The organism is Bradyrhizobium sp. CCBAU 11386 (assembly GCF_028128955.1).
In the GTDB taxonomy this organism is placed as follows: Bacteria; Pseudomonadota; Alphaproteobacteria; order Rhizobiales; family Xanthobacteraceae; genus Bradyrhizobium.
The window spans coordinates 1-13,483 of record NZ_LBKA01000156.1 but is presented as its reverse complement, the minus strand read 5'-3'; the positions used below and the strand labels follow the sequence as shown (position 1 = coordinate 13,483).

Annotated in this window: 10 protein-coding genes; 9 read left to right on the top strand and 1 reads right to left on the bottom strand. The window is 65.8% G+C overall.

The features are described from left to right. The first annotated feature begins 143 nt into the window (after positions 1-143). The 8 genes from msrB to XI09_RS10045 all read left to right on the top strand — a co-directional run bounded on the left by msrB (position 144) and on the right by XI09_RS10045 (position 12,156). A complete protein-coding gene (msrB, locus tag XI09_RS10080; RefSeq protein ID WP_271566697.1) occupies positions 144-656 on the top strand; it encodes a peptide-methionine (R)-S-oxide reductase MsrB in 513 nt (170 codons plus the stop codon). Between the two features lie 178 nt (positions 657-834). Next, positions 835-3,096, top strand: a complete 2,262-nt coding sequence (locus tag XI09_RS10075) for a flagellar hook-basal body complex protein (RefSeq protein ID WP_271566696.1) — start codon at positions 835-837, stop codon at positions 3,094-3,096. A gap of 34 nt (positions 3,097-3,130) precedes the next feature. After that, positions 3,131-5,014 carry a flagellar hook-associated protein FlgK gene (flgK, locus tag XI09_RS10070; RefSeq protein WP_271566695.1) on the top strand — a complete coding sequence of 628 codons (1,884 nt, stop codon included), beginning with the start codon at positions 3,131-3,133 and terminating at the stop codon, positions 5,012-5,014. Between the two features lie 20 nt (positions 5,015-5,034). Further along, positions 5,035-6,918, top strand: a complete 1,884-nt coding sequence (locus XI09_RS10065; protein WP_271566694.1) for a flagellar protein — start codon at positions 5,035-5,037, stop codon at positions 6,916-6,918. Between the two features lie 71 nt (positions 6,919-6,989). Next, on the top strand, positions 6,990-7,772 hold the full coding sequence (locus tag XI09_RS10060; RefSeq protein WP_271566693.1) for a hypothetical protein: 783 nt from the start codon (positions 6,990-6,992) through the stop codon (positions 7,770-7,772). Beyond that, entirely contained in the window at positions 7,762-9,405 is a 1,644-nt protein-coding gene (locus tag XI09_RS10055) for a hypothetical protein (RefSeq protein WP_271566692.1), read from the top strand. The genes XI09_RS10060 and XI09_RS10055 overlap by 11 nt, the downstream gene beginning before the upstream one ends. 1 nt (position 9,406) lies before the next feature. Next, the gene (locus XI09_RS10050) at positions 9,407-10,660 is read left to right on the top strand and encodes an ATP-grasp domain-containing protein (protein WP_271566691.1); all 1,254 of its coding nucleotides are present in this window, start codon (positions 9,407-9,409) and stop codon (positions 10,658-10,660) included. Next, positions 10,657-12,156 carry a pyridoxal phosphate-dependent decarboxylase family protein gene (locus XI09_RS10045; RefSeq protein ID WP_271566690.1) on the top strand — a complete coding sequence of 500 codons (1,500 nt, stop codon included), beginning with the start codon at positions 10,657-10,659 and terminating at the stop codon, positions 12,154-12,156. The genes XI09_RS10050 and XI09_RS10045 overlap by 4 nt, the downstream gene beginning before the upstream one ends. An 86-nt stretch (positions 12,157-12,242) precedes the next feature. Here XI09_RS10045 and flbT read toward each other — a convergent pair whose 3' ends face one another. Further along, complete coding sequence (flbT, locus tag XI09_RS10040) at positions 12,243-12,683, bottom strand: flagellar biosynthesis repressor FlbT (RefSeq protein ID WP_011088588.1); 441 nt, start codon at positions 12,681-12,683, stop codon at positions 12,243-12,245. A 321-nt stretch (positions 12,684-13,004) separates the two neighbouring features. Here flbT and XI09_RS10035 point away from each other — a divergent pair. After that, positions 13,005-13,483 (top strand): flagellin N-terminal helical domain-containing protein (locus XI09_RS10035; protein ID WP_442869569.1); only part of this gene is annotated, 479 nt, incomplete at its 3' end.

Sequence of the window (13,483 nt, the reverse complement as noted above, 5' to 3'; positions counted from 1 at the left end):
AAACCCGCGACTGAAGCCGTGGAACCAGCCTCGCACGACGGCGGCGTCTCGCAATAAGTTGAGAAAAACTCCGCCCGGAAGTGTAACGTCGGCCGTTAGAACCCGTATCTCAGGGCGTGGACTCCCCGCGCACGGAGAATGAGATGTTTGACCGCCGCATCCTGCTAACGACTGTCGCCGGCCTGTTCGGCCTTTCGGCCTTCCGCTGGCTGAGAGGAACGCCTGCCGAGGCCGGCGAGAAGGCCGCGGAAAAGTTCGAGATCGAGAAGACGGAGGCCGAGTGGCGTGCCCAGCTCACGCCGCAGCAATATGAGATCCTGCGCAATCACGGCACCGAGCGGCCGGGCTCCAGCCCGCTGCTCAAGGAGCATCGCAAGGGCATCTTCGCCTGCGCCGGCTGCGACCTGCCGCTGTTTGCGTCCGACACCAAGTTCGAGAGCGGCACGGGTTGGCCGAGCTTCTACCAGCCGATCGAGGGCAATGTCGGCAAGACCGAGGACCGCACCTACGGCATGCTCCGCACCGAGGTGCATTGCCGGCGCTGCGGCGGCCATCTCGGCCATGTCTTCGACGACGGTCCGAAGCCGACTGGACTACGCTACTGCATCGACGGTTTCGGGCTGGTTTTCCACCCCGCAGCGGCGTCCGCAACGTAAGTTTGATCCCGGCAATTGTTGCCGGCCCGGCAATTGTGCCCCGGTCATCCGACCGGGGCTCGCCTATTTAAGTCATTGATTTCCTGAGAATACCTGCATTGGCATAGCCCTTGCGACTGTCTCTTCCGACTGCGGCCATGGTCGACCGGCCGCCGAGATCGGATCTGGAGACAAAGTTATGGGTATCTTCGATGCAATGAACACCTCGGTGGGTGGCCTGCAGGCGCAGTCCTACGCGCTTCAGAACATCTCCGGCAACATCGCGAACTCATCGACCACCGGTTACAAGGGCATCGGGACCAGCTTCGTCGATCTCATTCCGGACGCCTCGGTCCCCAGCAAGCAGGTCGCGGGCGGCGTGACGGCCAATGCGAAGGCCACCATCACCACGCAGGGTACGATCTCGTCCTCCACCGTCGCCACCAACATGGCGATCACCGGCGACGGCTTCTTCTCGATCCAGAAGGCGACCGGCATCGTCGACAACGTGCCGGTGTTCAGCGGCGTCACCTACTACACCCGCCGTGGCGACTTCCAGCTCAATGCCAACGGCAACCTGGTCAACGGCGCCGGCTACTACCTGATGGGCGTCACGGTCGATCCGAAGACCGGCAACCCTCAGGGCAACGTCGCGACGGTTCTGAAATTCCAGAACAACTTCATCCCGGCGCAGGCGACCACCTCGATCCAGTACGCAGCGAACCTGCCGACCCAGCCGAACACGGCGGCGAGCTCAACCGCGGCGAGCGGCACGTTGCTGGCGGCCGGCGGCCTCAATCCGTCCGACTTCTCGGCCAACCCGCTGCCGGTCGGCACGCCGCCCGCGCCCTATACCAATGCGACGGTGTCCGGTGCAGCCGCCACCGGCAACATCCGCTCGGCCTATTCGTCGACGACGGGGACGGGCACGGTCGCGCTCCAGAACAACTCGTCCGCGGTGGCTTCGACCACCACGTCCCTTGACAACACTGTGGGCACGCATCTCGCCTCCAGCATTCTTACCGCGCTGAGCGGCCAGACCCTGACGATCAACGGCAACACGATCACCTTCAACGGTGGCACCACGGTCTCGACGGTCGGCAGCAACACCACCATCGGTCTCGGCGCAGGCACGACGGCCACGGTGGCCAGCATCCTGAACGCGATTCAGACCGCCGGCGGCGCCGGCGTCACGGCCTCGCTCTCCGCCAGCGGCAACATCCAGATCTCGACCGGCACCGGCACCGACGTGGCCGTCGGCAGCGGCACGGCAGCCACGGCCCTCGGCATCAGCAGCGTGACGCGCGGCGGCAACGTGCTGTCCTCGCCCGCGCTCACCGGCGCTACTGTGCTGAGCGGCAGCGCGACTGCCGGCGGCGCCGAGGTGCTCTCGTCCGGCTTTTCGGCAGGCCCGCCCGCCGACACCATCACCGTCAACGGCCAGACGCTGACCTTCATGGCCTCGGGTGCCTCCGGTCCGAACCAGATCAACATCACCGACAACATCACGACCCTGCTCGGCAAGATCGACGCGCTCTCTGGCGCTTCGGGGTCTTCGATCAGCGCCGGCGGCGTGATCACGCTGAACACCGGAACCGTCTCCAACCTGTCGGTGTCCAGCTCCAACAGCGCCGCCTTCGCCGCGCTCGGCTTCACCTCGACCATCACCAAGAACCGCGACGGCGGCGGCACCGCCGGCACCGGCGGAGTGATCGGCAACGACATCGCCACGTTCACCAAGGAATCGATCAGCGGCGGCGCGGTGACCGCCTACAACGCCGCCGGCACGCCGGTGAACCTGCAATTGCGCTGGGCCAAGACCGACAGCGCGTCGCTGGGCGCGGGTCATTCCGATAGCTGGAACCTGTTCTACCAGACCGATCCGAATGCGACCGGCACGACGGTGGGCTGGGTCAACACCGGCCAGGCCTTCACCTTTGCCGCCGACGGCTCGCTCACCTCGCCGAGCGGCTCGGGCATCACCATCAACAATGTCAGTGTCAGCGGCCAGACGCTCGGCTCCGTCTCCTTCAACATCTCCTCCGGCGGGTTGACGCAATATGCGAGCACCAGCGGTGCGGTGACCATCAACACCATCACCCAGAACGGCTACGCCGCGGGTCAGCTCCGCTCGGTCGCCGTCAACAACAACGGCCTCGTGGTCGGAACCTTCTCCAACGGCCAGAACCTCGACCTCGCACAGGTCTCGCTGTCGCACTTCAACGGCACCAATTACCTGAAGGCGCTCGACGGCGGCGCCTACGCGGCGACGGAGCAGTCGGGACCCGCGATCGACGGCGCTTCGGGCACCATCAGCGGCTCGTCGCTGGAAGGCTCCAACACCGACATCGCCGACGAGTTCACCAAGCTGATCGTGACCCAGCAGGCCTATTCGGCCAACACCAAGGTGATCACGACGGCGAATTCGATGGTGCAGGACCTCCTGAACGTATTGCGCTGATCGGCGCGTGACGTAACCAAAGGCGGCCAGTGATATGGGTTTGAGTTCAGCCCTCGCCAGTGCGATGAGCGGTCTGCGTGCCAACCAGGCCGCGCTCTCGATCGTCTCCTCGAACGTCGCCAACTCGCAGACGCCGGGTTACGTCGTCCAGACGCCGAACCAGATCGAGGTCACCACCGGCGACTTCGGCTCGACCGCGATGACGACCGGCGTCAGCCGGGAGCTCGACAGCTTTGTGCTGAACCAGCTGCGCACCGAGACCGGCGGCAGCGGCTACGCCGACCAGATGGCCAACATCCTGAAGCAGCTTCAGAATGTCTACGGCACGCCCGGCAACAGCGGCACGCTCGAAACCGCCCTGAACAATTTCACCACGGCGTTGCAGGCGCTGTCGACCAGCGCGGGCTCGTCGTCGGCGCAAACGGTTGCGCTCGGCGCGGCGCAGGCGCTGGCGCAGCAGCTCAACGTCACCACCAAGGGCATCCAGTCGCTGCGCTCCAACGTCGAGCAGGATCTCGGCACCTCGGCGCAGCAGGCCAACGCGGCGATGAACCAGATCGCCGACATCAACACCAAGCTCCAGGGCCTGTCGGCCACCGATCCGTCCGCCGCGACGCTGATGGACCAGCGCGACCAGGCCATCAACACGCTGTCGAAATATGTCGACGTCCGCGTCACCACCGACGGTTCGAACCAGGCCAACATCTACACCACGACAGGCATCCAGCTCGTCGGCGCCGGGCTCGCCTCGCAATTCACCTTCGCGTCCGCCGGCGCGCTGTCGGCGACCTCGCTCTACAACATGGATCCGGCCAAGTCCGGCGTCGGCGCGTTCAACATCAAGCTCCCGAACGGCTCGCAGCTCGACGTCGTCGCCAACAACGTGGTCTCCTCGGGCCAGATCGCGGCCGACCTCAAGCTGCGCGACCAGACGCTGGTGCAGGCGCAAAACCAGATCGACCAGCTCGCCGCCACGATGTCGAGCGCGCTGTCCGACAAGACCACGGCCGGCAGCACCGTCTCCGGCCCGCCGGCCGGGTTCGACATGGACCTTGCCGGTGCACAGCCGGGCAACACGGTCAACATCACCTACACGGACACGACGACCAACACCCAGCGCCAGATCACGCTCGTCAACGTGACCGATCCGGCGGCGCTGCCGCTCCAGAACGCCACCAACGCCAATCCGATGCGGGTAGGCGTCAACTTCTCCGGCGGCATGGGCGCGATCGCCTCTGCGCTCAACACCGCGCTGTCAGGCTCGCACCTGTCGTTCGCCGCCGCCCCGTCGCCAGCGACCGCCACCACGCTGCGGGTGACCGACGACAACACCGGTCTTGCCAAGGTCAATTCGTCCTCGATAACCAAGACGATCTCGTCGCTGACCTCGGGCAGTCCGCAGCTGCCGTTGTTCACCGACGGCGGCCAGGCGCTCTACACCGGCGCGATCACGGCATCGGGCTCGCAGATGACCGGCCTTGCCGGACGCATCGCCGTGAACACGCAGCTGGTCAGCGATCCCACGCGGCTGTCGGTCTACAACACTTCGCCGGTGACGCCCGCGGGCGATACCACGCGTTCGGACTATCTCTACTCGCAGCTCACCAATGCGGTGTTCTCCTATTCGCCGCAGACCGGCCTCGGTTCGGCGAACCAGCCCTTCACCGGCAGCGTCTCGAGCTACCTCCAGCAGTTCCTGAGCATCCAGGGCAACGCCGCGACCCAGGCAACCCAGCTCCAGCAGGGCCAGAGCGTCGTGGTCTCGACGCTCCAGGCAAAATTCAACTCGACCTCCAGCGTCAACCTGGACTCGGAGATGTCGAACCTGATCCAGCTTCAGAATGCCTATGCCGCCAATGCTCACGTGATGTCGGTGGTGCAGGGCATGATGAACACGTTGCTCCAGGCTCAAGTGTAACCAGTACAGGGCTCTGAAACATGTCGATCAGCAGCATCAACTACTCCTCGTCGGTTCTCGGCTCGCAGATCCGCAACATCAATCAGCAGCTGACCGACCTGTCGACGCAGCTCTCGACCGGCAAGCTGTCGCAGAACTATTCCGGCATGGGCACCAACGAGGGTTTTGCGATCGCCGGGCGCGCGCAGCTCTCCAACATCGCCGCCTATACCGACACGATCACCAACGTCAACGTCAACATCAACCTCGCCAATACCGCGCTCCAGGCGCTGACGACGATCCGCAACACGGTGCAGACGGGCTCCGCCAACACTGCGCAGGATCTCAACGTCAACGGACAGACGGTCGCGCAGAACACCGCGGCCGCGCAATTCGGCTCGATGGTCGGCGTTCTCAACACGCAGTCGGGCAACCGCTATCTGTTCTCCGGAACCGCCTTCAACACGCAGTCGGTCGCGGATGCCGGCGACATCATCAACGGCACCACGACGCAGGCGGGCTTCAAGACCGTCATGGCGGAGCGCCAGGCCGCCGATCTCGGCGCCAGCGGCATGGGCCGGCTGGTGCAGACGCAGCCGACGCCCAGCTCGGTTCAGGTGTCGGAAGACGTCGCAGGATCGCCGTTCGGGCTCAAGATCAAGGCGGTCTCCTCGACCTTGACGGGCGCGACCGTCACCGGCCCGAGCGGTTCGTCGGTGTCATTCTCGGTCGATCTCAACGGGACCAATCCCAGCAATGGCGACAAGCTGAGTGTCCAGTTCACGCTGCCGGACGGCACGACCGAGCAGATCGACCTGACGGCGTCGACGGCGACGCCGACGCCGCTCGGCAGCTTTGCGATCGATGCAAGCACCCCCGTCAACCCGAACAACACGGCGACGAACCTCAACACCGCGCTGAACACCGCGATCCGGAAGCTCGCCAACACCTCGCTGGTCGCGGCGTCCGCGATCGTCGGCGGCGACAACTTCTTCAACACCGCAAGCTCTGCGATCGGCACGCCGGTCAACAACCAGGCGGCGCCGCCGGCGCCCGTGACCGGGGCGACGGCGCTGTCCGGCGCGAGCCCCTCGGACTCGATCTCGCCGGGCTTCGTCGCCGGCGACACCATCACCGTCAACGGCACCACGCTCACTTTCGTCGCCTCGGGCGCGACCGGCAACCAGCTCAATGTTGGCGACAGCATCCAGACCCTGATGAGCAAGATCGACGCGATCACGGGGACTTCGAAGCCGTCGACGATCCATGGCGGCTCGATCACGATCAACACGGACGATGCGGCGAGCCTGAACATCACGAGCTCGAATACGGGGGCGCTGGGTTCGCTCGGTTTCAGCGCGACGCCGGTCACCGCGACGCAGCCGCCGCTGCGCGTCGGCTCTTCGCCCGCGAGCTCGGCGACGACGCTGGTGAACGGCTCGGCCAACACCGTGAAATGGTACCAGGGCAATGACGGGCCCGGTTCGGCGCGCTCCACCGCGATGGCGCGGGTCGACGATTCCGTCACGGTTCAGTATGGCGCGCAGGCCGACGAGGATGCGATCCGGCGGCAGTTGCAGGCGATCGCCGTGTTCGGGACGTTCTCGACCTCGCCGACCGGGCAGTATTCGGGTGGGCAGGTCTCGGCGCTGAGCCTGCGGGTGACGCAGGCGCTGACCCAGCAGCCGGGCCAGCAGCGTATCGAGGACATCCAGACCGACATTGCGATGGCCCAGAACACGATGAAGGACGCGAGCACGCGCCAGACCCAGGCCAAGGCGCAGCTCCAGACCATCATCGACCAGGCGGAATCGGCCTCGCCCGACCAGGTCGCGAGCGAGATCCTGTCGCTCCAGAACGCGCTCCAGGCGTCCTACCAGGTGACCTCGAACCTTGCGCAACTTTCGCTCGTCAAGTTCCTGTAAGGATGCGTTAAGGCGCCGTTAACCATGCCTCTTTACCTCTTGGTGAGGATTGGAGCGGGGCGGAGCTGTCGATGTCGGACAAGATGCAATTGGTGGTGGCGACGCCTTGCTTCGGCGGGCAGGTGTCGAGCATCTATGCGAGCTCGATCTTCGCGCTCCAGCGCGCCGTGCACGGCATGTCCAATCTCGAGCTCAAGGTGCTGCTGCGCGACGGCGACGCCCTGATCACGCGCGCGCGGGCCAACCTGGCCGCGATGTTCCTGGACGATCCCAAGGCGACGCATTTCCTGTTCATCGATGCCGATATCGGGTTCAAGCCGGAGCAGGTGTTCCGGCTGATCGAATGCGGCGCCGACGTCGTCGCGGGCTGCTATCCGATCAAGCGGGTCAACTGGGACAAGGCGAAACGCGCGGTCGAGGCGGGGCGCGCCGACGTGCCGGCGGCTTCGCTCGACTACGTGCTCGAGATCGAGGACCCCGACCGCATCGTGGTAGTCAACGGCTTTACCCGCGTGCGCTACGCCGGCACCGGCTTCCTGATGATCCGGCGCCACGTGCTGGAGGCGATGTGCCGCCATCCTGACTACGCCGGCCTGCAATTCTTCCGCGAGCATTCGCACGATACGCTGGCAGCGAGCCGGAACCGGTTCGCGCTGTTCGAATGCATGATCGATCCGGCGACCGGCACGTATCTCTCCGAGGACTTCGCTTTCTGCAAGCGCTGGACCGATATCGGCGGCGAGATCTGGGCCGACATCCAGAGCTCGCTCGACCACGTCGGGCCGTCGGTATTCCACGGCGATATCGCCTCGCAATTCGCGCCGGCGCCCGCGGCGGCGGCCGATGCGGCGTGAGCCTTTCGGGATGAGCGTCGGCGCATCCCGTCTGCCAGAGCTGGAGCGAGCGTCCGACGGCGGCTCGCGCTACCGCTTGCGCGATCTGTTCACGCCGCTCGACACGCTGCTGGTCTCCGGCGGAGATTCGCGCCTGACGCTCGATCCGAAGGACCGCGTCAACGCCTATGGCTGCGCGGCCTCGCCGGAGCCGGAGATCTGGAATTTCGCTTCCTCGACCGCGTCCGTGATCTCGCAGGCGGCCTATGACCGCGTCGCGCTGGCGCGCGAAGAGCTGATGCACAAGTGCCTGTTCGACGAGGTCGAGGTCGCCTTCGACGCGCGCTGCGAGGACATGCGTGACGAGCTGCGCGGACATCTCCAGCTCTCGCCGCGCGTCGATATCGTGTTCTCGCCGTCCGGCACCGACTCCCAACTTCACGCCTTGTTCCTGGCGCGCGCGGTGCTCGGCGCCCCGCCGGTGACGATCGTGGTCGGCACGGATCAGACCGGAAGCGGGACGCCCCATACCGCACGCGGGCACCATTTCAGCACGATGACGGCGAGCGGCCTTGCGGTGCGCAAGGACGGTGCGGTGGCCGGGCTCGCCGGCGACAGCGTCGCGGTGCCGCTGCTCGACACGGCGCCCGGCATTGCGATGCGCCCGGATGCGGATGACGCGGTGCTGCGCGCGGTCGAGGCCAGCCTCGCGCAAGGTCGACGCGTTCTGTTGCAGATCATGGATTCTTCAAAACTCGGCTGGCGCGCGCCGAGCGTGGCCTGCCTCGACGAGATCGCGCGACGCTGGCCCGGCAAGGTCCAAATCGTCGTCGATGCCTGCCAGGCGCGGCTCGGCCGCCGCCGGCTGCGCTCCTACCTCGACCGCGGCTACATGGTGCTGATGACGGGCTCGAAGTTCTTCGGCGGCCCCGCCTTCAGCGGCGCGCTGCTGGTGCCGAAAGGCCTGTCGCGCTCGCTCGGCCGGATTGGCGAGATCGCGCCGGGCTTCTTCGATTATGCCGGCCGCAGCGACTGGCCGAAGGCCTGGACGGGGCTGCGCTCGCGCTTCGAACGCCGGCCGAATTTCGGTCAATGGCTGCGCTGGGAGGCGGCGCTCAGCGAGATCGGCAGCTATTATGCCGTGTCCGGCGCGTTTCGCGCCAAGGCGCTGGCCGAGCTTGCGGCCGGCATCGACAGCATGATCGCGCTGTCTCCGTCGCTTCGGGCCGTTCCGGCCGCGATCGAAGCGTCCGGGACGGACGACGAGGAATTCGCGCACGCCACGATCTTTCCGTTCACGCTGCTGCGCGACGGCAAGCCGGTTTCCATCGCCGAGACCAGCGCCGTGCATCGCGCCCTGGCGCACGACATGAACGGCGACATCGACGGCAGTGCGGCGGACCGGCAGGTCGCCGCGCAACGCTGCCTCGTCGGCCAGCCAGTACGATTTGACCAGCCGGACGGCAAGCCGCAGGCCGCGCTGCGGCTGTGCGTCGGCGCGCGGCTCGTCACCGAAGCCTGGTCGGCGGACGCCACACAAGCGCAACGCAATTTGCAGCATATCCTCGATCGCGTCGCCCACGTGCTGGTGAAGATCGAGCTGCTGCTTGACCGTGCCGCGGCTGCGCCGGGAAAGTCTGTGCTCGAGGTCTAAGATGTTGCATCCTGTTTCAGCGCCAAACGGCGCGACCACGCCGAACTATTCCGACCGCATCGGCTTTGCGCAGTTGACGCGCCGGGCCTTCGAGGGCGGCAATCTGCATCCGCTGCGCGAGAAGCTCCTGGCGCGGATCGAGGAGGGGACGGCTGAGGCGGGCGAAGGCCTGGATCTGTCGCTGATCGCCCAGCTTCTCGGTGAGAAGGAGGCCGGGCTCGTGATTCAGACCGAGGTGCTCGCCTTCCACCAATTGTTTCGCACGCCTTGCGCGGCTCCGAAACCCGGGCTGCGCGTGCTGGCGCTGGCGGCCGACATCGACATGGGCGGCAACACCCCGATCGAATTCCTGCTCGAAGGTTCCGATATCGAGCTGTTGACGCTCTACGTGGTCAAGGGCGTCGGCCTGCCGGAAACGTTGCCCGAGCACGACGTCGCCATCGTGGTCGCGTCCGATTCCGAGGAATGCCGGGAGGCGCTCGCCGTCATCGAACAGGCCGCGCCGCACTGGCCGCGGCCGTTGCTCAATCGCCCCCATCTCATCGGCAACCTCGATCGCGACAAGCTCTACCGGCTGCTGGCGGGCATTCCTGGTCTCGACATTCCAGCGACCGTCCATGCGACGCGCGCGCAATTGCTGGATCTTTCGGAAGGTAAGATCGCCTGCCACGACGTCACGGACGAATTGCGCTTTCCGATGATCGTGCGGCCGCGCGGTACTCATGCGGGCGTCGGGCTCGCCAAGATCGACGATGCGCCGGCACTCGCGGCCTACCTTGCCGAACGGCAGGAGCAGGATTTCTTCGTCGCGCGCTTCGTCGACTATGCGAGCCCCGACGGGCTTTACCGCAAGTACCGTCTCGCCATGGTCGACGGCAAACCTTACGCCTGCCACATGGCGATCGCGGACCGCTGGGACATCTGGTATCTCAACGCCTACATGGCGTTCAGCGAGGAGAAGCGCGCCGAGGAAGCCGTCTTCATGCTCGACTTCGATCACGCGTTCGCCGCGCGTCATCGTAACGTGCTCGACGAGATGAGCCGGCGCGTCGGCCTCGATTATTTCATCGTCGATTGCGCCGAGAACCAGGACGGCGAGCTGCTGGTCTTCGAGGCCGACAACACCGCCGTCGTGCACAACATGGATCCGCCGATCGTGTTTCCGTACAAGCCGCCGCAGATGCGCAAGATCTTTGCCGCGTTCACGGCGATGCTGTCGCGACACGCAAGAGCCGGCGAGGGGAGGGCCGCATGAACGAGATCGTCCGCAAGACGCAAGCCGCCGCCACCGACACCTCGCTCGATCCGCAGGACTGGAACGCGTTTCGCGCGCTCGCCCATCGCATGCTCGACGAGACGATCGACGGCATCGCCAACATTCGTGCGCGTCCGGTGTGGCAGCCGATCCCCGATGACGTCCGCGCGGCATTCAAGGCCGACGTGCCACGCGAGGCAAGCGATCTCGCCGATGTCTATCGCGAATTCGCCGAGCATGTCGCGCCCTATGCGACCGGCAACGTCCACCCCGGCTTCATGGGCTGGGTGCATGGCGGCGGCACTGCGGTCGGCATGCTCGCGGAAATGCTCGCCGCCGGCCTCAACGCCAATCTCGGCGGGCGCGACCACATGCCCATCGAGGTCGAGCGCCAGATCGTCGACTGGATGCGCCGCCTTTTCGCCTTCCCGGAGAGTGCGAGCGGCATCTTCGTCACAGGCACGTCGATGGCCAATCTGATGGCGGTGCTGGTGGCGCGTACCAGCGCGCTCGGTACGCTGGCGCGACAATACGGCATCGGCAACGACGGCGCGCTGCTGACCGCCTACACGTCACGTGCCGCGCATGGCTGCGTCTCGCGGGCAATGGACATTGCCGGGCTCGGCACCGATGCGCTGCGCAAGATCGACGTCGATGCCGATCATCGCATCGACGTCGCTGCGCTGCGTGCGCAGATCGCGGTCGACCGCGAGGTCGGCTTCAAGCCGTTCCTCGTCGTCGCCTCCGCAGGCACGGTCGATATCGGCGCGATCGACGATCTCAAGGCCGTCGCGGAGCTGTGCCGCGAGGAAGGAATCTGGTTTCACGTCGATGGCGCGTTCGGTGCGCTCGCGATCCTGGCGCCCGAGCTCGCGCCGCTGCTCGGCGGCATCGAGCTTGCGGATTCCATTGCGCTCGATTTCCACAAATGGGGACAGGTGCCCTACGACGCCGGCTTCCTGCTGGTGCGCGACGGCGAGCAGCACCGGCAGGCCTTTGCGCAGCCGGCGGCCTATCTGAGCCGCGAGGCGAGGGGGCTTGCTGCGGGCGCGGTCTGGCCCTGCGATCTCGGCCCCGATCTGTCGCGCGGCTTCCGCGCGCTGAAGACCTGGTTCACGCTGAAGACGTTCGGCACCGACCGGCTGGGCACCGTGATCGCGCGAAGCTGCGCGCTGGCAAAATATCTGGAAGCGCGCGTGCTGGCCGAGCCGCGGCTGGAATTGCTGGCGCCGGTGAACCTCAACATCGTCTGCTTCCGTTACCGCGCCAATGATGCGGTCAATCGCGAGATTGTCGCCGATGTCCAGGAGTCCGGCATCGCTGCGCCATCAGGCACCACGCTGGACGGCAAGTTCGCGATCCGCGCGGCGATCGTCAATCACCGCACCGACGAGACGGACATCGATGCGCTGATTGCGGCCGTACTTGATTTTGGCGCGCGGCGGGTTGGCGACGGAGTGATCGAGGTCGAGGCGCCGCCGCTTGCGGAGCAGTAGCATCGATGCATGGCTGAAACGACAACGGCCCCGGAGGCGATCCGGGGCCGTTGTCGTTCGCGGCTGGGCTGCGTGAAAGCGTATGGTCAGGCGGCGGTGCTGACGTCGTCCTTGTCCGCTTCCGCCTTGGGATGCGTAGCCTCGTACTGGCCCCGCAGCTTCTCCTCATAGGCGATCAGCTTGCGGGCATCCTTCAGCGCCCGGTAGAGGTCGCCGTTCAGGATGTTGTTGTTGATGGCTTCGATGATCGGCCAGGAGCTCGGCACCGCGGTGACGATGTCCCGCACGAGGTTGAAATAGGTGCCGTGCTGGGTCTGCGGATCCGGCGAGATATACATGAGCTGGACCGCCAGATAGACGAGCTTGGCGGGCGTGTTTGCGGTCTCCGGCGTGAGGATGTCGCGCTCGCGCAGGATCGGCACGTTCTCGCCGTCGATCAGGAGGCGGGCGCGCTGGTCCGTGTTGGTGATCACCGAGTTGCCGACGATGATGCGTTCGTGCGGTTTGAGCTCGACCTTGAGAGCCATGCCTGTTCTCCATCAACGCTTTCGTAACCGAGCGCTCGTTGCGGCTTATCAGGGCGTGATTCTCGCTCGGAATTAGTTAACGAGTTCTAAATCCTCCGCATTCGCGCGAAAAAACTCAATCTTCCCAACGTCATATCCGTGCGGCGGCGCGGCGATGTGCGGGGCTTCCCCCGGCCGAATCACGCGCGCCCCGGCAAAAGCACGGATTTCATTTCATGTTTCGTTAGAGGTCTCGACGCCAGGGTCCGCCGGTCGCTGGGTCAATCTCGATCCAAGCAGACGCGTAACAGTAGCGTCGTTTACCAGAAAGGTAACAGAGTCATGTCCGGTATCGTCCTCTCCGCATCGGTTCGTCAGAACCTGCTCTCCCTCCAGTCCACCGCTGACCTCCTCGCCACCACGCAGAACCGTCTGTCGACCGGCAAGAGCGTCAACTCGGCCCTGGACAATCCCACCAACTTCTTCACCGCCCAGTCGCTCGACAACCGCGCCAGCGACATCAACAATCTGCTCGATGGCATCGCCAACGGCGTGCAGGTGCTGCAGGCCGCCAACACCGGCATCACCTCGCTGCAGAAGCTGATCGACAGCGCCAAGTCGATCGCCAACCAGGCGCTGCAGACCACGGTCGGCTACTCCACCAAGTCGAACGTCTCCGCCACCATCTCGGGTGCGACGGCGGCCGACCTGCGCGGCACGACGAGCTTCGCGAGCGCGACCGCGAGCAGCAACGTCGTGTATAGCGGCGCGGCCGGCGGCACCACGGCGGCGAGCGGCACCACCACGCTCGGCGCCACCAT